We start from the raw sequence: 20,733 nt of genomic DNA on the forward strand, positions 1-20,733 counted from the left end.
GCCGGCTGTCGATTCCGGTCGCGGCGACGGACGGCTGGACCGCGAGAGAGCGCGTTGCCACTCGCCGGCGGAACAAAAATGAAAATCGAGTGTGCGTGCAGCCGAGTCGTCAGAGACCGATCAGTCGTCGGCGGGCGTCGCGCCGCTGCCGCCTTCGGCCTGCTCTTTCGTCCACGAGAGCTTGCCACCGGCCGCGAGGATTGCGCGCTCGCGCTCGGAGGCATCAAGCGTCGCCGTGTACTCGTCGCCGTTGACGCGGACGGTGAACTCCTCCTGTCCGCTGGTGACGGCGTCGTAGACGTCGTCGACGATCTCGATCTCGTCGCCCTGGTCGATGTTCTCGTAGGTGTCCTCGTCGATCGTCAGCGGGACGATCCCGAAGTTGAAGAGGTTCGCGCGGTGGATGCGTGCGAAGCTCTGTGCGAGGACGCCCTCGATACCGAGGTACATCGGACAGAGAGCGGCGTGCTCTCGCGAGGAGCCCTGCCCGTAGTTCTCGCCGGCGACGAGGAAGCCGCCGTCGGCCTCGAGCGCGCGGTCGGCGAAGGTCTCGTCGACGCGGCTCAGGGTGAACTCGCTGAGTTTGGGGACGTTCGACCGGTACATCAGAATGTCCTGCGTCGCAGGGATGATGTGGTCGGTCGTGATGTTGTCCTCCATCTTCAGAAGCGCCTCACCGGAGATGTCCGATCCGAGCTGGTCTTTCAGCGGGACGTCGCCGATGTTCGGGCCCTTGATGAGCTCGTCGTCGACGGCTTCGTCGGGGCTGATGAGGTCCGTCTTGGAGCCGTCGTACTCGTCGGGGAGCTCGACGCCGGGGGCCTCGAGGTCGCCGAGTTCGTCGGCGAGGGTACGCGGGTCGACGATTTCGCCCTTGAGCGACGCGGCGGCCGCGACCTCCGGCGAGCAGAGGTAGACGTTGTCGTCTTCGATACCCGAGCGACCCTCGAAGTTGCGGTTGAAGGTTCGCAGGGAGACCGAATCCGAGGAGGGGACGTGGCCGATGCCGATACAGGCACCGCACGTCGCCTCGGAGAAGTTGACGCCGGCGGCCATCATCTCCGCGACCCAGCCCTCGCGGGCGAGCATCTCGGAGGCCTGCTTGGAGCCGGGCGCGACGATCGTGTCGGTTTCCATCGAGGTCTCGCGACCCTCGAGCATCTTGGCGACGGGGAGGATGTCCTCGTAGCCGCCGTTCGTACAGGAGCCGACGATGACCTGCTCGACGGACTCGCCTTCGACTTCGCTGACGGGAACGACCTTGTCCGGCATCGAGGGCTGTGCGATCAGCGGCTCGAGGTCGGAGAGGTCGACGACGATCTCGTCGTCGTAGTCGGCGTCGTCGTCGGGCTGGAGCTCGGTGTATTCCTCGCCGCGGCCGACGCGCTGGAGGTAGTCCTCCGTCTGCTCGTCGGTCGGGAAGATCGACGTCGTTGCGCCGAGTTCCGTGCCCATGTTGGTGATGGTCATCCGCTCGGGTGCGGTCAGGGTTTCGACGCCCGGACCGGTGTACTCGAGGATCTTGCCGACGCCGCCCTTGACGGAAAGGCGACGGAGCAGCTCGAGGATGACGTCTTTCGCGGTGGCCCACTCGGGGAGCTCGCCCTCGAGGCGGACGTTGACGACTTCGGGCATCTCGATGTAGTACGGTGCGCCGCCCATGGCGACGGTGACGTCGATCCCGCCGGCGCCGATGGCGAGTTCGCCGAGGCCGCCGGGCGTGGGCGTGTGGCTGTCCGAACCCAGCAGCGTCTTGCCGGGGGCCGCGAAGTTCTCGCGGTGGACGTTGTGGCAGATACCGTTACCGGGTCGAGAGAAGTGAGCGCCGTATTTGCCGGCCGCAGAACGCAGGAAACGGTGGTCGTCGGTATTCTTAAAGTCGAACTGATATGTCTGGTGGTCGCAGTACTGCGCCGCGATCTCGGTCTGGACCTCGTCCAGCCCCATCGCTTCGAACTGGAGCCAAACCATGGTCCCGGTCGTGTCCTGAGTAAGCACCTGGTCGATCTCGATCCCGATCTCCTCGCCGGTCTCGAGTTCGCCCTCGACGAGGTGGTCGTCGAGAATCTTTTCGGTGAGAGTCTGTCCCATAGCACCCTGAACTCGGCTTTCCGTCCTGATAAATCCAGCGTGTTTCTGTCAGGGACGACCGCTACAATCCCCGCAAAACGGAACGGGTTCGAGTAAGTATTGCCGTGCAGGTGACCGTTCGTTCCGGCGATACGGCCCACACTGCAACATGTTCGCATAATTCTGTGCGATGGCGACCCGTGGCGTACGGGATGCTAGCGTATCGACGGGTCGTCGCGAACGGATACGCTTTTCCCGTCGCCGCGGCGTTAGGTGGACAGAGACCGTCATGTTCCGATCCGGTGCCTTCGTCGCCGACCACGTCTCGCCGACGACCGATTCGCAGGTCCAGCCAAACGGGGTGGATCTCACCGCCGACGTCGTCTTCGAGCAACTGGAACCGGGCCGCATCGGCCGGGACGGGAAACAGATCGGCGACCGAGTCGCCCGCCCGCTCGAGGAACTCGAGCAGAAAGAGCCCGCCACCTACTACCTGCCCGAGGGTGCCTACATCGTCCGGTACGGCGAACGAATCGAGATCCCCGAGGGCCACATCGGCTTTGTCTACCCTCGCTCGTCGCTCATGCGCAACTCCTGTATGCTCAACACCGCGGTCTGGGACGCGGGCTACGAGGGCCGCGGCGAGGGCCTGTTACAGGTCCACCACGACATCGAACTCGAGCGCGGGGCCCGGATCGCGCAGTTAGTGTTCGCCGAGGCGAACCACGAGGATCTCTACGACGGCAGCTATCAGGGCGAGAACGTCGAGTGAGCCCTCGCGGCTCGCGTGAGACCGCCGTCGCGTTCGGCGACGATCGACGCGGCGTTGTCACGAGCGTGCCGGTTCGCGTACCGTTTTCCCGTTCCCGACCCTCCGCTCGAGTAAGACACCGATGATGGCGACGACCCACGTGTTTACCGGGCTCGCGGTCGTCGCGCCGGTGGCGTACGTCGCTCCCGAGTTCGCGGTCGCGCTCGCGGTCGGCGCGATCCTCGGCGGGCTCGCCCCCGATTTCGACCTCGTCTTCACGCATCGGCGGACGCTGCACTTTCCAGTCGCCGGACTCGCGGTCGCCGTTCCTGCGGTCGTCATCGCCACCATCGTCCCCGCAGCGCTCACCGTCGGCGTCGCCGCGTTCGCCGTCACCGCGTGGCTCCACGCCGCGAGCGATTCCCTCGGCGGCGGCCCGGAAATGGACCCGTGGAACGAGCGCACGGAGCGCGCGGTCTACGACCACGTCAGCGGGCGGTGGCTCCGCCCCCGGCGGTTGATCCGCTACGACGGCGCGCCCGAGGACGCCGCTCTCGGTATCGCGCTCGCGATCCCGGCGCTGCTCGTCTTCGACGGGTGGCTCACCGCCGCGATCGTCGGCGGGGTGGCCGTCTCGCTGGTCTACGCGCTCCTCCGGCGACGACTGGTCGCGTGGACGCCCGACTGGCTCGAGTGACAGACCGCTAGCCGACGTTCACCTCGAGCGGACTCTCAGTCGGTCGGAAGTCGGAACCCTGATACGGCCGCTCTCCGAGCGACCTCGTATGGTCGACGTGCTCGCCGCCAGAACGATCCATCTGGTCTTTGCCGCACTCTGGGCCGGTAGCGTCTGTTTCGTCGCCGCCGTCGTCATCCCGCTCGCACGCGACGGCGCGTTCAACACGACCCGGCCGCTCGAGGTTATCTCGGGGAAACTGACGACGGTTTCGCGGGTGAGTTCGCTCCTTCTCTTTCTCACCGGCGGCCATCTGGCCGGCCGAACGTACACGACTGAGACGCTGTTCGGCTCCACTAACGGCCGACTGGTGATCGCGATGGTCGCGCTCTGGTTGGTCCTGACCGCGCTCGTCGAAATCGGGACGAAACGGTTCGAGGCCGGCCTCACCGGGAAGAAGATCCGCGAACCCGCCCGCGATGCGCTGCCGGTGTTCCGTGCCGCGGCGGTGGCCGCACTCGGGCTGTTGGTCGTCGCGGGCCTGCTCTCGGCCAACGTCGGCCGCCTGCTTTAGTCGGTTGGTTTTTCGGCGACGAACCCCTTAGTAACGAACATTCTTGCGAAAGATACTTAGTCAGTTACTGTAAGGTACTCGCTAATGATTAGGGGTAAAGACATGGCCCTGTCGCTCCTCGCGGTGGGGACGGCTGCCGTGGCCGGCTACGTCCTGCATTCGGAGCAGTCAGCGGCCCGCACATCACGATCGAAGGCAAACCTCGGCGCACGCGTCATCGAGTCGGAAGACGTCCCGGACGACGCCATCGTCGTCGACGCGTCCGCACAACGACTCGGCGAGATTCCCGGCGCGCGCAGAGCGCTCGACCAGGCGATCCGTCACGGCGCACACGAGGAGTGGGAACACATCACGCTCGAACGCGACGGCGCGTGGTCCGTCGTCGACAGTATCCGCCAGACGCTGCCCTATTACGACGCCGACGGCGACGAGTACAACGGCGTCTACGTCCGGTACAACGACCGAATCGTCGTGCTCGACGCGATCGGCTGGGCTCACCTCGAGGAACCGATTCCGTAGGTGCAGTCGTCGACTTTCGTCTGCCTCGTATCGGCGTGCCACAACAGTAATCACCGACGACTACTTTCGTCGGATAGACAGTGACCGGAACCGAACAGCACGTCGTCTTCGTCGGAGACGGGGCGACGCCGCCACGCGATCTCGAGAGAGCCGCGTTCGATGTCGCCGCGCCGGCGGATCGAGCGGCGGCCATCGCCCGTCTCGAAACGGCCGCCGTCGACTGCGTGGTCATCGACGGGACCGACGCCGACCGCGTCGAGACCGTCGCTGCGGTACGCGAGCGAGCGCCGGCGGTACCGATCATCTACGTGACGGCAGTGCCTGACGGGACCGCCGCGGCGGCCGCGACGCGTGCGGGGGCGACGGAGTATTTCGTCCGCGGGACCGACGAGACGCTCGTCGATCGTATCGCGGCCGTCTCGGCCGGCCACGGACCCGCGACCGACACCACCGATCGCCATGAGCGAGAGGCCGAACTGCTCGAGGCGACGCGGGCGCTGTTCTCCTGTGAGTCGCGCGCGGCCGTCGCGGACATCGTCGTCGACGCCGCCGAGCGCGTCCTCGGGTTCGACATGGTCACCGTTCGCCTCCACGACCCGGAAGCGGAGGAGTTGGCCCTGACGGCCGCCTCCGACGCCCTCGACCAGCTGTTCGACGAGCGAGAACGAGTCGAGATTCGCGACAGCGATATGGGCGAGGCGTTCCGCCGCCGCGAGCCGCTCATCTTCGAGGACATCCGGACCGGCCGGGCAGACGAGTACGAACGGCTCCCCGAGATGATGTGCGTCCCGATCGGCGACCACGGACTCCTCAACGTCGGGTCGCCAGTCAGCGATGCGTTCGACGACCGCCACGTCCGGCTCGCACGACTGCTGACGGCCAGCGCGGCCGCCGCGCTCGAGCGAACCGATCGCGGCGAGGAGCTTCGCCGGCACGAACGGGTCCTCGAGACCGTCGAGGGGATGGTGTACGCGGTCGACGGAGACGCCCGGCTGACGCTGGTGACCGACCCCCTCGCCGAGCGGCTGGGATACGGCCGCGAGGAACTCATCGGCGAATCCGTCTCTCTCATTTTCGAGGACGAGTCGTACGATCGCGCGGTCGAACACGCCGAAGAGCTGCTCGAGGAGCCCCAGAAAGAGAGCGGCGCCTTCGAGGCCACCTACGCGACCGCCGACGGCGAGCAGTTTCCGGTCGAGATCGAGTGCTCGCTGTTACCCCGCGATGCGGACGAGATCGAGAACGGAACGTTCCGCGGCGCGGTCAGCGTCGTCAGGGACATCACCCGGCGCAAGGAGCGCGAGCAGTACCTGCAGGTGCTCAACCGCGTCCTCCGGCACAACCTCCGGAACGATCTCACCGTCGTCATCGGCTACGCCGAACTCCTCCGCGAGCGACTCGAGGACGGCGATCTCACGGACGCCGCCGGCACGCTCCGGGAGACCGCGACCGATCTCGCCCGCACCAGCGAGAAGACGCGGGCCATCCAGGACGCGCTCGACCGGGACGACGACCTGCGGCCGGTCGACATCGGCGCGGTCGCGGCGGACGCCGTCGCTGCCGTCGAGGACGAAGCCGCGACCGTCTCCGTCTCGACGACTGGCGACTGCCGGGCCTGGGCCGACGCGGGACTGGGACTCGTCGTCGACAACCTCCTCGAGAACGCGGTTCGACACGCGGGACCGGCACCGACCGTCGAAATTTCGGCCGATCGCGAGCGCGATCGGGTCCGGCTCTCGGTCGCCGACGACGGTCCCGGGATCCCGCCCGCCGAGATCGACGTTATCACCGGCGAGAGCGACATCACGCAGCTCACCCACAGCAGCGGGCTCGGCCTCTGGCTCGTTCGCTGGATGGTCGATAGCTACGGCGGCTCCATCTCGTTTTCGGCGTCCGAACTGGGCGGCAGCCGCGTCGAAATCGTCCTCGAGGCCGCCCCGTCGGAGGTGGCAGACGCGGTGGACGCGACGTGACTCGACCGGCCGACAGACATCACACAGCTGACCGACCCGCCGATCTCCCATAGCGGCCGCGTTCGCCGCGGAACCGCAACCACTACCACAGCGGCCGGCCGACGCCTATCCATGCAACTGGGCCTGATCGGACTCGGACGGATGGGACAGATCGTCGTCGAGCGAACCCTCGCGGCGGGCCACGATGTCGTCGCCTTCGACTTGGACGAAGAGGCCGTCGCGACGGCGGCCGACGCCGGCGCTGACCCCGCCGCCTCGATCGACGACCTCGTCGACCGGCTGGGATCGGACAAGCGCATCTGGCTGATGGTCCCCGCCGGCGAGGCGGTCGACGTCACCCTCGAGGAACTCGCGGACCACCTCGACGGCGACGATATCGTCGTCGACGGCGGGAACTCCTACTTCGAGGATTCGGTGCGCCGCGCGGAGTCCTGTCCCGCGGCGTACCTCGATTGTGGCACCTCCGGCGGCCCCGCCGGTGCCGAGCTGGGCTTTTCCCTGATGGTCGGCGGCCCCCAGTGGGCCTACGACGAACTCGAGCCGGTCTTCGACGCCGTCGCGACCGGTCCCGACGGCCACGAACGGATGGGGGCCGCCGGCTCGGGCCACTACGTCAAGATGATCCACAACGGCGTCGAGTACGCCCTGATGCAGACCTACGGCGAGGGCTTCGAACTCCTCCACGAGGGCCGGTACGACCTCGACCTCGAGAGCGTGGCCTCGGTCTGGAACAACGGCGCCGTGATCCGGTCGTGGCTGCTCGAACTCTGCGAGGAGGCGTTCCGCGAGGAGGGCAACGACTTGGGCACCGTCGCCGACCGCATCGAGGGCGGCTCGACGGGGACGTGGACCGTCCAGGAGGCGCTCGAGCAGGAGGTGCCGCTGCCGCTGATCTACACCGCGCTCTCCGAACGGTTCGGCTCACGGGCCGACGACGGCCGGTTCTCGCGGCGGCTCGCGAACCGGCTCCGGTACGGGTTCGGTCGCCACGAAGTCCCGCGCCGCGAGTAGCGACTCGACCATATCCGATATCGGAACACGTATATCTGACTTCGGAATACTCGGTGGCAGTCAGGTTCACTCGACCGCCTATTCCGGCGTATTGAATCGTTCTTTTCTCCGGGAACAGTGGCGTGAAATATTGGGACACCTTCTTTACTCCCGGTCCCACACCAGCAGTTATGAATTCGCTCGAGTCGACATCCGTTTCCGTCACAGCAACCGACCAACTCAGCATGGCCGTTATCGATCTCGTCGCGCAGGTCGAGGACGCCGATCCCATCGAGTTGAACCCGCTGTACGATGCGATCGATCCCGATCTCCTCGATTCGCTTCCGGACTCCGAGGGCTTTTCGACGCTCGAATTTTCCTATCAGGGCTATACCGTCGCAGTCACGGAGACCGACGACGAAGTCACCGTGAATCTCGAGGGGGCGGAGATTTCCGCCGACGCGTCGCGGAGCGAACTCATGGACACCGAGTCATCGACGTAAGGGATTTACGGGCGATCTAAGGGGTTTCCCGCGGATATAGTGTTTCAGTAGGGAAAACGAGGAAGCGGTCCGGCTTCCTCGGCGACGGATTTTCTCGGAACGTCCTCCGCGACCGGTATTCTCGGGACTCTCCTCTGCGACTATTTTCTCGAGAGGACGTTGCGGACACGTCGCTCGGTTCGGATGCGATCGACCGCGGCTCGGATCGCTATCGACAGACACACACCACTGTTGCAAGTGAAGCGGCGTGACGGGGCGTGGGACAGATGGGACTCCGCGAACGTCCGTTCCGTCGCGACTTTCATTTCGACCCAGAGCGTTGAAAAGAGACGGTCGGGACTCGTGCTGTAGCGAGTTCGCTCTCGATGGAGCGAGAAGTGTCATCGCTTTAGATGAAAACGTGGACTGTTCTCTAGACGACTCCTACTAGACTAGTCTTCACGTGAAAGAGTGGTGTGTCTGAGTTCACTTGCATCAGATGAAAGAGTGGCTTTAAATAGTACATCTCTCTTGATACGGGCATGCCTCGGTTCGAGCGGAAGCAGAACATCTTCCGGAACAAGGACGCGCTGGGGGAGTCGTACCAGCCCGAACGGATCGAAGAGCGAGACGAAGAAATCGAGGCCTACATGGACGCGCTCCAGCCCATCATCGACGGCTGGGAGCCGAACAACGTCTTTCTCTACGGAAACACTGGCGTCGGCAAGACCGCCGTCACCGACTATCTCCTCGACGTGCTCCAGGAAGACGTCACCGAGTACGACGACGTCGACCTCTCAGTGCTGGGCGTCAACTGCAAGACGCTCAACTCGTCGTATCAGGTCGCGGTCGAACTGGTCAACACGCTCCGCCCCGCCGGCGCCGAGATCAGCACGACCGGCTACCCCCAACAGACCGTCTTCAAGAAACTCTACAGCGAACTCGAGGCACTGGGCGGAACCGTCGTCATCGTCCTCGACGAAATCGATTCGATCGGCGACCGCGACGAGTTGCTGTACGAACTGCCGCGAGCACGGTCGAACGGCTACCTCGAGTCGACGAAGGTCGGCCTCATCGGCATCAGCAACGATTTCAAATTCCGTGAGCAACTCGATCCCCGCGTCCAGGATACGCTCTGCGAGCGCGAACTGCAGTTTCCGCCCTACGAGGCCTCGGAACTGACCAACATCCTCGAGTCTCGAGCCGAGGTCGCGATCACCGAGAACGGCTGTGACGGCGGGGTTTTGAACCTCTGTGCGGCCCTCGCCGCTCGCGACAGCGGGAGCGCCCGACAGGCGCTCGATCTGCTCCGGCTAGCGGGTGAAGTCGCGGAGAACAACGATGACGACGTGATTCAGGAACACCACGTCGAGCAAGCGCGCTCCAAACTCGAGCAAGAGCGAGTCGAGGAGGGGATGCGGGAGCTGACGACCCACGGGCGACTCGCCCTGCTGGCGGTTGTCTCGAAGGCCGCCAAGGAGTCGACGCCCTGCCGGACCCGCGAACTCTATCAGGAGTACGAAGCGCTCTGTGAGTCGTCGGGAACCGATTCCCTCGCCCAGCGGTCGGTCCACAACCACCTCTCCGATCTCCGGATGCTCGGCATCCTCTCGGCGAAGGAAAACCGGAGCGGCTCCCGCGGAAACTACTACAGCTACGAACTCGACGTACCTTTCTCGAGCGCCGTGGACGCGATGGCCGACGTGCTCTACCTCGACGAGGAAATCGAGACGATCCGGGAGATCGCGCGGATGAACGGCGTCGTCTGAGTCCGCCCCACACCACCGTTACAAGTGAACGGGGGATAACACGATTCCGTCCCCGGCTACCGCGTCGTGACGCCCGTCAGCGTTCACTTGTATCAGTGGGGTCATAGAGCGTCGAATTCTAGCCGTACACCGCCATCAGACCTTGTTCTCCCTGAGAGATCTCGGCCAACCTGCTGTCAGGAATCGATCGCAGCGGCAGTGTTGACTGTTCACATGAAAGAGTGGTGTCTGTGGTCCCGTCGGGAACCGGGACTCGAGAGTCGGGCCGCCTTCACGTGCAACCGTGGTGTGTCCCGTTCCGGTTCACTTGTAAGGCCGGTGTGTCCCCGGCGACGCGGATATTTCCACGGGCCTCGCCGCCGAGTCGCCCCTGTCGCTCGTTTTATACTCGTGTCCTCACAACAGCAGTACTGACTGTCACGATGGGAGGGGACACACGCACTATCGCGGTTCGATTCTTCGGCGGTGCAGGGAACTACACGGCCGTCCTCGAGCGGCTCTGCAACTATATCGTTACCGAAAATCCGACCGAAGCGGCGGTCCTCGAGTGGATCCGATCGAACACGCGAGCGACGAGCGAGGACGGAATCCGGAACCGGCTCGCCTTTCTCGAGGCGATCGGACTGCTCGAACTGGACGGCGACGTTCGGCTCACCCAGCGCGGACTCAGATGGGTGGCCGAAACGGATCCGGAAATCCTCTACGAACTCCTCTCGAGCACCGTCCGTGGATTCGATACGATGCTCGAGGCGCTGCTCGAGGGGCCGAAAACGGACGCCGAACTCGGCGACGCGATCTCGTCCGCCCATCCGGCCGTCGGCTGGAACGACGACTCCGGACCCGCCCAACACAGGGGCTGGCTGCAGAGTCTCGGCTACGTCGAGCGCGCCGACGGCGTGAATTCGCTCACGGACAGCGGCCGAACACTGGCGACGCGCCGCTCGTCCGAGTATCCCCACCTCGAGCGCGGCACGTTCTACGCACAGACCGACCTCGAGGACGCGTTCGACACGAGCTTCGGCTCGTACATCAAGGGGATCAGTCCGCGAACGGACGAGGAGGGGGAGCTGGCGTATATCATCGTGAAAGCTCGCGAAGACGGGCCGTACGGCGACGAAATCGACGGCGAGCGGTTCACCTACATCGGCGAGGGCGTCCCGGAGAAAGGCGACCAGCAACTGACCGGCGCCAACGGCGCGCTCCTCGAGCAGGCCGATCGGTCGACCGTTCCGGTGTACTTCTTCTACCAGCCGGCGGACAGCGACGACCTCCGATACGAGGGACTGGTCGACGTGACTGACGCCGAGTACGTCTCGCGGAACGGGCGCATGGTCTATCAGTTCACGATGGACCGACTCGAGGTCGAGCCGGCGCGGTTCGAAGCGCTCGCGGAATCGGTGTCTGCCGGAGTCGAAGCCGACGCTGCCGAAGAGCCGACCCTGACCGACGACGGAGACGAGTTCACCGAAGTCCAGCGGCGAGTCCGCTCGAGCGCGTTCCCGACGACGGTCAAATCCGCCTACGACTCGCGGTGTGCTATCTGCGGGAAATCGCGCGAGTCACCGGACGGGACGGTCGACATCGAGGCCGCCCACATCTATCCGAAGCGGGAGAACGGCCGCGACAACGTTCGGAACGGCCTCGCGCTCTGTCGGCTCCACCACTGGGCGTTCGACGCCGGCTGGCTCGCGGTGTCCGACGACTACCGGATTCTGGTCGCCGACCGGCCCGACCTCGAGGGCTACGAGGAATTCGCGGCGCTCGAGGGCGAACCGCTGACGCTCCCCGACGACGAGGACTGCCACCCGCACGCGAAATTCCTCGCCGCGCATCGGGAACGGAACGGGTTCGAATCGGCGTAAGATCCGTTCGCCTCCCAGCCAGCAGTGGCTAGCTCCACTCGCTTCCAGACGTTCGTTTCTCGAGGCGGCCGAAACCCGAGACCTCAAACGGGTTCGCGAAGCGCCCAGACGTCCTCGAGGGGCTCGAGCCGACTCGGCTCTGCCCCGCGTTCGGTCAGAATGCCGGTGTGGAACAGCATCGCCTTCAACTGGAACACCGTCGGCGAGTGGTAGACGGAACCGTCCTCGAGCGCCGCCGGGCGGAGGTCGCCGTCTTCGGTCAGGACGCGACTGCGGACGCCGTCGGTGCCGCGGACGAACAGTTCGACGGTAAAGGTCGGGTGGAGTTCGTGCAGGTACTCGACGAGGTCGACCAGCGACGGCTCCGTGATCCCGTCCTCGTGCATGCACTGGAGTTCCCGGACGAGCAACTCCGTCGCCCGGTAGTCGAAGACGACCCGACGGGCTAACTGCCCCCACGCCGGCGCGAGATCGACGAATCGCTTGCTCGACCGATACCAGTTCTCGAACTCCTCGAGAGCCGCCTCGACGGTCCCGTAGCGGGCCGTCGCGAATCGGACGACTTCCTCGCCGAGCGAGGTCAGGTCGACGCCCTCGGTGCCGACGCCGTCCTCGATCAATCCGAGGAACGCAGCGCCCTGCCGAGCGCTATCGACGGCGCTGACGACCTTGTACGCCGACAGCAGCGTCTCGGTATCGCCGGCCGCGTAGTGAGCCAGCGGATAGCCGAGGTAGTTCTTGGGGTGGTTCAGACCGAACGACTTGTCCGCGACGCCCTGTGCGCTGGCCTGAAACCGGATCGCCGTCGCCTCGGTCGTCGTTCGATTGCCGACGACGCGGGGTACCTCGAGGGCGTCCACGGTCCCCGCGGAATCGACGCCGAGCACCCCGACGTTCAACTCCCGGGCGAGCGTCCGGTCGGTCTCGGAGATCGACGCGGCCGGTGCGGCCAGATACGCCGCGTTCGCCTCGTGAAGCCGGTCGTAGGCCTGGACGATTCCCCGTTGGGTATCGACGCCGCCGCTGGTCTCGCCTTTCGCCTCGACGGCGATCAGCGGCGGGTCGTCCCCGAGTCGCTCGACGGCGAGGAGATCGGACTCGAGGGTGCGAACGCCGACGAGGTCGGGGTAGCCGCCGCCGATCCGAACGTGATTGAACGGGGCCAACCGGTCCCGCACGGCCGCCTCGACCGGCCGGCCGGGGAGCCACTCCGCCTGCGCGAACTGGGTGTCGGCTACCGCGTAGGCGGTCGGCTCGTCCTCGTCGGGAAAGAGCCGCCGCTTCGCGTGGGCCAGTACCCGCGGTTCCGAGAGCGGCCGGGCCGCGCTACTCATGGCTCAGCATTGGCCACCGGTCTCAATAATGTTCTGGCGAGAGGGCGGCAAACCGGCTCACTCCTCGCCGACGGTGAACGCCCCCGACTCGAGTTCGGTCAGAATACCGGCGAAGACGGCTCCCGTTCCGAGCAAGGCGAGCGCGACGCCGACCAGCCACGGCGCCGAGCCGGACTCGGCGAGCGCCACGAGCCAGCACGCGCCGACGAGGACGACGCCCCCGGCGACGATCGACTGCACGAACCGCTCCATGGGAACCGCTTCGCTGCCCCGGCCCAAGTATCCCGCCGCTCGAGTCGCCCGTCCGAGGCTCGCTCGACATCCCGCGGCGTTCCGCGCGGCGCGCCACGGACCTCGAGCCGAGCCAAGCGTTTGTATCTCGAGCCCCTTGCTTCGGATATGACCGAGGCGACACTCGTCTACGACGACGACTGCGGCTTCTGTACGTGGTGGGCGGAGTACTTCGACGAGCGGACGGATCTCCGCATCGTCGGCTTCAGCGACCTCACGGACGACCTGCGCGAGCGACTGCCCGAGGACTACGAGGACTGCTCGCATCTGGTCGCCCCGGACGGCGTCTACTCCTGTGGGGCCTCGATCGAGGAGGCGTTCGTCCGTACCGACGTCGCCGAGCCTGCACAAGATGTCGTCGAGTTCCTCCGGCAGTTCGAGGACTACGAGCACTTCCGCGAGCGCTCCTACCGGTGGGTCGCGGACAACCGCGACCGGTGGGGAAAGTACCTCTCGAAGACGCCGCCGGCGCGCCAGGATTCCGACGACACCTAACCGTCCCGTTCCGATGCCGAGTCATCGCAGCCGCGGCTCGCGAACTCGCACCTCCTCGAGCGAGACCGGGTGGACGTACGTCCCGACGCGCTCGCGGGACCACCAGCGGCCGCTTTCGGCCCGCTCCTCTGGCGTCGTGTACCGATAGCGGTACCGAACCGCGCGGACGTGCGTCGGCGGCTCCCCGTCGAAGGGGTCCTCGGCGAGCAGGGCGAGCGTGTCCGCGTCGGCCTCGAGGAGCTTCGCCAGAAACCGATGGAACCACGGATGCCGGCGCGGGCTCGGCGACATGGCCGCAAACCACAGCTGCCAGTCGAGCCGGAGGTGGTAGGGCGCGACCTGCGGGGGTCGGCGCTCGGGATCGGTCGGCTTCCCCTTGAATCGATACGGCTGCCACTCCGTCTCTGCCGTGATCTCCTCGTCGGTGGTCCCCTCGACGACGACCTCGTACCGATCCCGCGTTACCGACCCGAACGCGCCGTAGGTGTTGACGAGGTTGAGCGGGTCGAACGAGGTGTTCATCAGCTGGCGCTCGGAGAGGATGTTCCGGACCGGCCGCACGCTCAGGACGAGGACGACGGCGGCCAGTACGGTTGCGAGGGCCTCGAGATACAGCGGCGTCGGGGCGGTCGCCGGCGCGGAAATCGGGAGCGCGGCCGCGAGCGTCCCGTCGCTGAACGTCGGAATCGCCAGCACGATCGTGAGCGCGTTCAGCCACGCGAAGTTCCCGGTGACCACGAGCCAGCCCTGAAAACCGATCGTGGCCGCGCCGGCCAGCGCCGACAGCGGCTGCGGGGCGAAGTACAGGAAGGGGACCAGCAATTCGAGGACGTGATTTCCGAAGGTCTCCACGCGATGGAAGCGGTCCGGCAGGTGATGGGCGAACCAGCTCACCGGATTCGGGATCGGCTGGGTCTCGTAGTGGTAATCCATGCAGGTCAGGTCCCGCCAGCAGTCGTCCCCGCGGAGCTTGATGAGCCCGGCTCCGAACATGTTGCGAAAGAGCACCCACTGTAGCAACAGGACGACGACGAACGGCGGCGCGACCGACCCCGCGCCCAAGAAGATCGCGAGGAAGCCGGTCTCGCAGAGCATCGACTCCCAGCCGTAGCCGTAGAACGTCTGGCCCGCGTTCACGAAGGAGAGATACAGGGCCCACAGCGCCGCCCAGAGAGCCATCGAGGCGGGCGTCGCGTACCCCGCCGGCAGCCAGTAGGGGACCCCCACGAGCGCGAGCGCCGACAGTCCGACGCCGGTCCACGCCGCGATCCCGATCGCGCGATCGCTCGGGACGAAATAGAAGAGGCTCGGCCGGTCGCGGAACGAGACGCCGTCGACGTACCGCTCGAGGGGCAACAGGCCGTCCTCGCCGGCAAGCGGCCGGAACTGAGAGGCCGCGACGAGGAAGGCGAGCAGGTACAGCAACGCGAGGCCGCGCTGGAAGACGACGCGGACGAGCCAGTAGCCGTCGCCCTGCCACATACTCGGCCGTAACTCCGCGGACGGGCAAAGGAGTGACGCGTGCGGGTGCGCTCTCAGTGTCAGGAATCACCGTACCGATACCGCAACACGCCGCCGGCGACCGCCACGACGAGTCCTCCCGAGGCGAGCAACCCCAGTCCCGGCGCGTACGACCCGGTGAGATCGTACAGCGTCCCGACCAGCACCGGGCCGAGGAAACCGCCGATCTCGCCGACGGCGAAGATGAAGCCGACCGCGGTGCCGGTCAGCCGCGCGCCGATCCCCTCGAGTTCCGGCGGGATCGCTCGGATCAGCGGCGAGAGCCCGCCGAACCCGAACCCGGTGACGACGACGCTCCCGAGCAGGAGCAGGCCGAGTTCGCTCGCGATCACGCCGGAAATCCCGAGGCCGGCGATCAGCCCGCAGACCAGCAACGCGGTGCGGCGAGCGCCGAACCGGTCGCCCACTGCGGGGACGGTCAGCACACCGACGACGTTCGCGGCGACGAGCAGACTGGTCATCCGTCCCGCCCGATCCGGCGCGTAGCCTCGGGCCTCGAGCAGCGTCGGGAGCCACCCCTGCATCCCGTGGGCGATCATGAGGTACATGGTCCCGACGACGACCACGAGTTGCAGTTCGCGGTGGGTGAGGACGGCTTTCAGGTCTCGGCGGATCGCCGCGAGCGTGAGCGAGGAGTCGGCCGCGTCGGCGTCGTTGGCCGCGCGGTTGCGGGCGTCGATCCCCAGTCGCCGCGAGACGACGGCCCACAGCAGGCCGTAGCCGATCGCGACGACACCGGTCCAGAAGAAGAGGCCGCGCCAGCCGCCCAGCAGCGGCCCCAGAATCGGTCGGCCGAGCGCGAATGCGCTCGCGGTCCCCGCCGCCGATCCGACGAGGTAGATCGAGGACGGAAAGCCGGTTTCGGCGGGCGGGAACAGCACCGAGACGAGTTTCGGCAGCCCGAACGTGATCGCCGTCGCGCCGACGCCGAGCAGCAGGGTCGCCGCGAGCAGGGAGGGAAAGCCGGTCGCGAAACTTCGGACGAGTTGTGCGACGCCATATATCAGGACGCCCGCCGCGAGGCTCCGTCCCGGGCCGATCCGGTCGACGGCCACGCCGGTAAACAGCGCGATCGGGATGTAGGTCAGCGGGACCGCGCCTGTGACAACGCCGGCCTGCGTGCTCGAGAGCCCGAGTTCGTCGATGATCACCGGGAGGTACGCCGGCAGCGAGAACCAACTGAACATCAGGAAGGTGTAGGTCAGCGTCCCGACGACGACGGCTCCGTACGCGCGGCGGCGACCCATCCGTTCGGTCATCTGCTCGTGGATGGGTGACGCCGGCCCGTGTAGTTTGGTGTAGCGGTACGACTCCCCGGAGTCGGCGGAGAACAGCAAGCGCGTTCCGCCGGCGCGTTGTCCGTCACCTCAAGTAAGAGAGGAGAGGTCAGTCGCCGACGAGCGATCGCTCGGCGTTCCCGACGATGAGCAGGGTGCCGGCGACGACGGCGGCGGTCGTGACCAGCGGGTTCACGACGCCGAGGACGGCGGCGGGAATCGCGATCGCGTTGTAGACGAAGGCGAGCCCGAGGTTTTGTCTGAGTCGGTCGCGTGCGGCCCCCGCCAGCGCGAACGCCTCCTCGACCGCGGCCAGATTGTCGTCGACGATCGCGACGTCGGCCGCGTCGGCGGCGAGCGCCGTGCCGCTGCCCAGCGAGATACCCAGATCGGCCGCGGCGAGCGCGGGCGCGTCGTTCGTCCCGTCGCCGACCATCGCCACGCGGTCGTCGGCTCCCATCCGCTCGATCGCCGCCGTCTTGCCGTCGGGCGAGACCCCGGCGAAGACGTGATCGACGCCCGGATGGCGATCGAAGACCTCGGCCGCCGTCCCGTCGTCTCCGGTCAGAACGACGACGTCGACCCCGTCCTCGTCGAGCGCCGTGAGCGTCTCGTCCCACGCCTCGCGGGGCTCGTCGCCGACGATCACGACGCCCTCGGCGGTCCCGTCTCGGCCGACGACGACCGGGAGGTGACCGTCCTCGCGTGCACGATCGACTCGTTCCACGAGGTCGGGCTCGAGGTCCCACGCTCGCTCCCGGAACAGATCCGGATGGCCGACGAGCACGGAGCTGCCGTCGACGGTTCCCTCGACCCCGGTCGCGTGGGTTCGGAAGTCTCGGACCTCGAGCCCCCCGGAAGTGGTCGACCCGCCGTCCGCTCGCGTCGGCTCGCCGTCGTGGTCGCCGTCGACCGAGCCCTCGTCGCCGCCGAACGCGTCCGCGATGGCCGCCGCGGCGGGGTGGGCCGCGCGGCGCTCGAGGGCGGCGGCGGCCGCGAGCAGGTCGTCGGGCGCGTCGGCCTCGCGGACGGTCATCTCGCCGGTCGTGAGCGTGCCGGTCTTGTCGAAGACGACGGTGTCGACCGCTCGCAGCCGCTCGAAGACCGTCTCGTCGAAGACGACGATCCCGCGCTCGAGGGCCTCCTGTAGGCTCGCGGCGACGGAGTACGGGGTCGCGAACCCGAGCGCCCACGGGCTCGCGACCATGAGCGTCATGCAGACGGCCAACGCGGCGGCCACCTCGCCCGCGCCGGTGATGAGAGAGCCCGCACCGACGACGACCGCGGCGGCGAGGACGACGGGCACGAGGACCGCGGCGAGTTCGTCGGCCCGGCGCGTGACGCCGTGGTCAGCGCTCTGGACGTTCCAGACGACTCGCGTGAGCCGTTCGATGCTGCTTGTCGTCCGCTCGCCGACGTCGACCACCGCCGCGTCGGTCGTGACGACCGAGCCACCGACCACGTCGTCCCCCGCGCGTTTCGTGACCGGGAGCGACTCCCCCGTCACGACGGCCTCGTCGACCGCACACTCGCCTTCCGCCAGCCGTCCGTCGACGGGGATGCGTTCGCCCTCGCGGACGAGCACGCGGTCGTCGGACTCGAGGTCGGCGACGGGGATCTCCGTGGTCGAGCCGTCGTCGGCGTAGAGCCGCGCCGTGTCGACCTGCGAGACGGTGAGGTCGGTCAGCCGGTCCGTCGCGCGGCGCTTGACCGTCGCCTCGTAGTAGGTCGCGCCCATCACGATGGCGGCGACGGCGATCGTCAGATCGAAGTAGAGGTCGTTGCGCCCGAGCCCGGAGACGAGGATGCTGAACGCGTACGCGCCGAGTATCGTGAGGACCGCGAGCAGGTCCGTGGTCGGCCGCCGCAGTTTCAGGCTGACGTACGCGCCCCGCAGGACGGGGCCGCCGGTCAGGTAGACGATCGCACCCGTCATCACGATGAAGAAGGGCAGGTACAGCGGGCCGCTGAAGCCGGTGAACGCGCCCTCGAAGTGTTCGATCGCCCCCCAGTCGGTAAACGAGGTCAGAAACATCGGGTAGAGGACGGCCACGAAGGGCAACAGGAGGAAGGAGCCGAAGACGACGCCGACGACGTACCGCATCTCGAGCATGTCGTCCGATCGGCGCTTTCGGAGCCCGGACATCTCGCGCGAGCGCTGGGTCCCGCCCGTTTCCTCGTCGGCGGTCGCCTCGTCTCGCAGGTACGCCGTGTACCCGAGTGTACTCAGCGCGTCTTCGAGCGCGTCCGTCGTGATTTCGTCCGGATCGTGATCGACGCGAACCGTCTCCGTGACGTAACTCGCCTCGGCCGCAGTCACGCCGTCTCGGCCCTCGGCCACGGCCTCGAGGAACGCCTCGCAGGTCGCCGAGTGCATGCCGTCGACCCGGAAGAACGTGCGGACGGTCCCGTCTCCGGCGGGGCCGTCGGGCCGGTCGGTCGGGTCGCGCTCGGGCCGACCGGTACCCGCGCTCTCGGTCGGGTCGGCGCGATCGCCGTCGCTCTGCTCGTCGCCCTCACCCCCGCTATCGCTCGTCCCGAATTCGGCGGCCACGTCGCGGCAGCCGGGCGAACAGAACTCGTCCGCTCCCGCCTCACCCGCGGCGGTCTCCGAGAGCGGCGTCCCGCACAGCCGACAGCCGCCGCGTCGGTCGCTCGGGCGTCGATTACTCACGCGTGGTACTGCGTGTTCGACGGCAATAACAGTGGCCGAATCCGGCCGCTCCCTCGATCGCGCGGCTACCTCGAGTCGGCGGCTCGCTCGTCACGTCGTGTCCAGATCGAGCCGCGAGAACGTCCACGCGGCGGTCGAACTCGACTCGAGGTCGAGCCCGTCCTCGAGATCGCGCGCGAGCAGCGTTCGGGCAGTCGGCTGAATCAGCGCCGACAGGGGCAATCGCGTGTCCGGATAGAACCGGAACCGGAGCGGGGCCGGCACCGTCTCCCCGAACGCCTCGACGTAGCTCCGGTCCGAATACTGGTCGAGCGCCGCCACGAGCAGGCGGTTGAGCGCGTCCGATTCCCCCTCGAGCGTCCGCGGGAGCGTGTCGACGATCCGCGCGTGGTCGTCCACGCTCGAGACGACGAGCGCGGCGACCGGCTCGCCGTCCCGTCGAGCGACGTAGGCCGCGTACGAGTGCTCGGGGTTGGCGAACCGCCAGCGGTAGAACGCCGCGGACCGGTTGGTGTGGATCGAATCGGGAATCGAGCGCCGATAGATCGCCGCGAGCGTGTCGGCCGGCGGCGTCTCGTAGCGCTCGACGTCGAGATCGCCGTCGGAGTCGACGAGCAACTTGTCGCCGGCCCGGTGTGAGGTCGCGATCGCCCCCTCGAGCGTGTCGGCGACGGCGTTCGCGGCCCCCTCGTCGGCCGATTGGAGTTCGGTACTCCCGCCCCGCGGCTCGGCGTCGCGGGTCTCCCCGAGGGCGGAGACGGGGTTTTGGGGCCGGTAATAGGCCGGGACCGTCCCGATCTCTCGCCAGCCGTGTGCGAGGTTGCCGGGCTTCGAGTTCTCGTTCGGGAAGTTGAAGAAGAACGACGGCCGGCCGTCGGCGTAGCGCTCGATGGCCCGCTCGTTCATGCGCCCGAACAGCCCGCGCCCGCGGTGGTCCGCGTGGACCATCGTATCGCAGGGCTGGAACGCGATACGGACGGTATCGCCGACGCGCATCTCCTGGGCGAAAAACGACCGGAAGCCGACGGGCTCGCCGTCCGCGCTCGCCACGAGGATCGGGACGTGATCGACGTACGGGTTCTCGCGGAACTTCCAGCGGAACCAGTCCGCGCCTCTGTCGTGACCGAAGATCGTCTCGTACAGCGACAGGAACGCCTCTCGATCGGCGGGTTCGAACGTGCGGACGGTGTATCGCGTCGCCGTTCGTGTAGGTGTACTCATGATCGAGGTCGTTCACGCCCGTCTGCGGGGGCGTCGGAGACGTCCCGCTGTGCGGTCGTGACAAGTGGATATTCGCCACGAAGCGAAAAGCCGGTTGGCCTTGAATACGCCGATCCGACAGGTTCGCGAAGCAGTCACGAGAACCGACGGTCTGTCGTTCCGGTCGGATCGAATATGCGCCGGGACCGGCGGCTCGAGCGCTCCGAAATACCGGTCGATCGGAACTCGAGACGCGGAAATCCCGCCGGGCTGGC

17 protein-coding genes are annotated in these 20,733 nt (G+C 67.1%); 10 read left to right on the plus strand and 7 right to left on the minus strand.

Going from position 1 to position 20,733, the window contains the following annotated elements; translation table 11 throughout:
• Positions 1-120: 120 nt before the first annotated feature.
• Complete coding sequence (locus tag ACT4ML_RS03455; RefSeq protein ID WP_138243863.1) at positions 121-2,091, minus strand: aconitate hydratase; 1,971 nt, start codon at positions 2,089-2,091, stop codon at positions 121-123.
• A 268-nt stretch (positions 2,092-2,359) separates the two neighbouring features.
• Here ACT4ML_RS03455 and ACT4ML_RS03460 point away from each other — a divergent pair, with 268 nt between their 5' ends.
• The 9 genes from ACT4ML_RS03460 to ACT4ML_RS03500 all read left to right on the plus strand — a co-directional run bounded on the left by ACT4ML_RS03460 (position 2,360) and on the right by ACT4ML_RS03500 (position 11,666).
• Positions 2,360-2,842, plus strand: a complete 483-nt coding sequence (locus ACT4ML_RS03460) for a deoxyuridine 5'-triphosphate nucleotidohydrolase (RefSeq protein WP_138243862.1) — start codon at positions 2,360-2,362, stop codon at positions 2,840-2,842.
• Between the two features lie 121 nt (positions 2,843-2,963).
• Complete coding sequence (locus tag ACT4ML_RS03465) at positions 2,964-3,518, plus strand: metal-dependent hydrolase (protein ID WP_444719605.1); 555 nt, start codon at positions 2,964-2,966, stop codon at positions 3,516-3,518.
• 88 nt (positions 3,519-3,606) lie between these two features.
• Complete coding sequence (locus tag ACT4ML_RS03470; RefSeq protein ID WP_138243860.1) at positions 3,607-4,071, plus strand: copper resistance protein CopD; 465 nt, start codon at positions 3,607-3,609, stop codon at positions 4,069-4,071.
• 84 nt (positions 4,072-4,155) lie between these two features.
• Positions 4,156-4,590: a hypothetical protein gene (locus ACT4ML_RS03475; RefSeq protein WP_444719606.1), complete on the plus strand. Its 435-nt coding sequence runs from the start codon at positions 4,156-4,158 to the stop codon at positions 4,588-4,590.
• Between the two features lie 80 nt (positions 4,591-4,670).
• Positions 4,671-6,563, plus strand: coding sequence for a sensor histidine kinase (locus ACT4ML_RS03480; protein WP_444719607.1), 1,893 nt, complete (start codon positions 4,671-4,673; stop codon positions 6,561-6,563).
• Between the two features lie 111 nt (positions 6,564-6,674).
• Positions 6,675-7,574, plus strand: a complete 900-nt coding sequence (gene gnd, locus ACT4ML_RS03485; RefSeq protein ID WP_138243857.1) for a phosphogluconate dehydrogenase (NAD(+)-dependent, decarboxylating) — start codon at positions 6,675-6,677, stop codon at positions 7,572-7,574.
• A gap of 170 nt (positions 7,575-7,744) precedes the next feature.
• Complete coding sequence (locus tag ACT4ML_RS03490; protein WP_444719608.1) at positions 7,745-8,056, plus strand: HalOD1 output domain-containing protein; 312 nt, start codon at positions 7,745-7,747, stop codon at positions 8,054-8,056.
• Positions 8,057-8,577: 521 nt separating this feature from the next.
• Positions 8,578-9,804: an orc1/cdc6 family replication initiation protein gene (locus tag ACT4ML_RS03495; protein ID WP_138243855.1), complete on the plus strand. Its 1,227-nt coding sequence runs from the start codon at positions 8,578-8,580 to the stop codon at positions 9,802-9,804.
• Between the two features lie 422 nt (positions 9,805-10,226).
• Positions 10,227-11,666 carry an HNH endonuclease gene (locus tag ACT4ML_RS03500; RefSeq protein WP_444719609.1) on the plus strand — a complete coding sequence of 480 codons (1,440 nt, stop codon included), beginning with the start codon at positions 10,227-10,229 and terminating at the stop codon, positions 11,664-11,666.
• Between the two features lie 83 nt (positions 11,667-11,749).
• On the opposite strand, the gene ACT4ML_RS03505 is transcribed toward ACT4ML_RS03500, so the two are convergent.
• Positions 11,750-13,000, minus strand: coding sequence for a hypothetical protein (locus ACT4ML_RS03505; protein ID WP_444719610.1), 1,251 nt, complete (start codon positions 12,998-13,000; stop codon positions 11,750-11,752).
• Between the two features lie 57 nt (positions 13,001-13,057).
• The gene (locus ACT4ML_RS03510; protein WP_444719611.1) at positions 13,058-13,252 is read right to left on the minus strand and encodes a hypothetical protein; all 195 of its coding nucleotides are present in this window, start codon (positions 13,250-13,252) and stop codon (positions 13,058-13,060) included.
• A gap of 147 nt (positions 13,253-13,399) precedes the next feature.
• Here ACT4ML_RS03510 and ACT4ML_RS03515 point away from each other — a divergent pair, with 147 nt between their 5' ends.
• The gene (locus tag ACT4ML_RS03515; RefSeq protein WP_444719612.1) at positions 13,400-13,786 is read left to right on the plus strand and encodes a DCC1-like thiol-disulfide oxidoreductase family protein; all 387 of its coding nucleotides are present in this window, start codon (positions 13,400-13,402) and stop codon (positions 13,784-13,786) included.
• A gap of 21 nt (positions 13,787-13,807) precedes the next feature.
• Here the strand turns inward: ACT4ML_RS03515 and ACT4ML_RS03520 are convergent, their stop codons facing one another.
• From ACT4ML_RS03520 to ACT4ML_RS03535, 4 genes are all read right to left on the minus strand, one after another.
• On the minus strand, positions 13,808-15,268 hold the full coding sequence (locus ACT4ML_RS03520) for a lipase maturation factor family protein (RefSeq protein ID WP_444719613.1): 1,461 nt from the start codon (positions 15,266-15,268) through the stop codon (positions 13,808-13,810).
• Between the two features lie 59 nt (positions 15,269-15,327).
• A complete protein-coding gene (locus ACT4ML_RS03525; protein ID WP_444719614.1) occupies positions 15,328-16,566 on the minus strand; it encodes an MFS transporter in 1,239 nt (412 codons plus the stop codon).
• Positions 16,567-16,693: 127 nt separating this feature from the next.
• A complete protein-coding gene (locus ACT4ML_RS03530) occupies positions 16,694-19,258 on the minus strand; it encodes a heavy metal translocating P-type ATPase (RefSeq protein ID WP_444719615.1) in 2,565 nt (854 codons plus the stop codon).
• Positions 19,259-19,348: 90 nt separating this feature from the next.
• Positions 19,349-20,479 carry a GNAT family N-acetyltransferase gene (locus tag ACT4ML_RS03535; protein ID WP_444719616.1) on the minus strand — a complete coding sequence of 377 codons (1,131 nt, stop codon included), beginning with the start codon at positions 20,477-20,479 and terminating at the stop codon, positions 19,349-19,351.
• Between the last annotated feature and the right edge of the window lie 254 nt (positions 20,480-20,733).

It is taken from the genome of Natrinema sp. LN54, assembly GCF_052439245.1.
GTDB lineage: Archaea > Halobacteriota > Halobacteria > Halobacteriales > Natrialbaceae > Natrinema > Natrinema versiforme_A.

Bases quoted from the DNA above. Each gene is read 5' to 3' on its own strand.
- ACT4ML_RS03455 (WP_138243863.1), bottom strand. From the start codon at position 2,091: ATGGGACAGACTCTCACCGAAAAGATTCTCGACGACCACCTCGTCGAG.
- ACT4ML_RS03510 (WP_444719611.1), bottom strand. From the start codon at position 13,252: ATGGAGCGGTTCGTGCAGTCGATCGTCGCCGGGGGCGTCGTCCTCGTC.
- ACT4ML_RS03495 (WP_138243855.1), top strand. From the start codon at position 8,578: ATGCCTCGGTTCGAGCGGAAGCAGAACATCTTCCGGAACAAGGACGCG.
- ACT4ML_RS03475 (WP_444719606.1), top strand. From the start codon at position 4,156: ATGATTAGGGGTAAAGACATGGCCCTGTCGCTCCTCGCGGTGGGGACG.
- ACT4ML_RS03535 (WP_444719616.1), bottom strand. From the start codon at position 20,479: ATGAGTACACCTACACGAACGGCGACGCGATACACCGTCCGCACGTTC.
- ACT4ML_RS03515 (WP_444719612.1), top strand. From the start codon at position 13,400: ATGACCGAGGCGACACTCGTCTACGACGACGACTGCGGCTTCTGTACG.
- gnd (WP_138243857.1), top strand. From the start codon at position 6,675: ATGCAACTGGGCCTGATCGGACTCGGACGGATGGGACAGATCGTCGTC.
- ACT4ML_RS03460 (WP_138243862.1), top strand. From the start codon at position 2,360: ATGTTCCGATCCGGTGCCTTCGTCGCCGACCACGTCTCGCCGACGACC.
- ACT4ML_RS03490 (WP_444719608.1), top strand. From the start codon at position 7,745: ATGAATTCGCTCGAGTCGACATCCGTTTCCGTCACAGCAACCGACCAA.
- ACT4ML_RS03465 (WP_444719605.1), top strand. From the start codon at position 2,964: ATGATGGCGACGACCCACGTGTTTACCGGGCTCGCGGTCGTCGCGCCG.
- ACT4ML_RS03500 (WP_444719609.1), top strand. From the start codon at position 10,227: ATGGGAGGGGACACACGCACTATCGCGGTTCGATTCTTCGGCGGTGCA.
- ACT4ML_RS03525 (WP_444719614.1), bottom strand. From the start codon at position 16,566: ATGACCGAACGGATGGGTCGCCGCCGCGCGTACGGAGCCGTCGTCGTC.
- ACT4ML_RS03505 (WP_444719610.1), bottom strand. From the start codon at position 13,000: ATGAGTAGCGCGGCCCGGCCGCTCTCGGAACCGCGGGTACTGGCCCAC.
- ACT4ML_RS03470 (WP_138243860.1), top strand. From the start codon at position 3,607: ATGGTCGACGTGCTCGCCGCCAGAACGATCCATCTGGTCTTTGCCGCA.
- ACT4ML_RS03520 (WP_444719613.1), bottom strand. From the start codon at position 15,268: ATGTGGCAGGGCGACGGCTACTGGCTCGTCCGCGTCGTCTTCCAGCGC.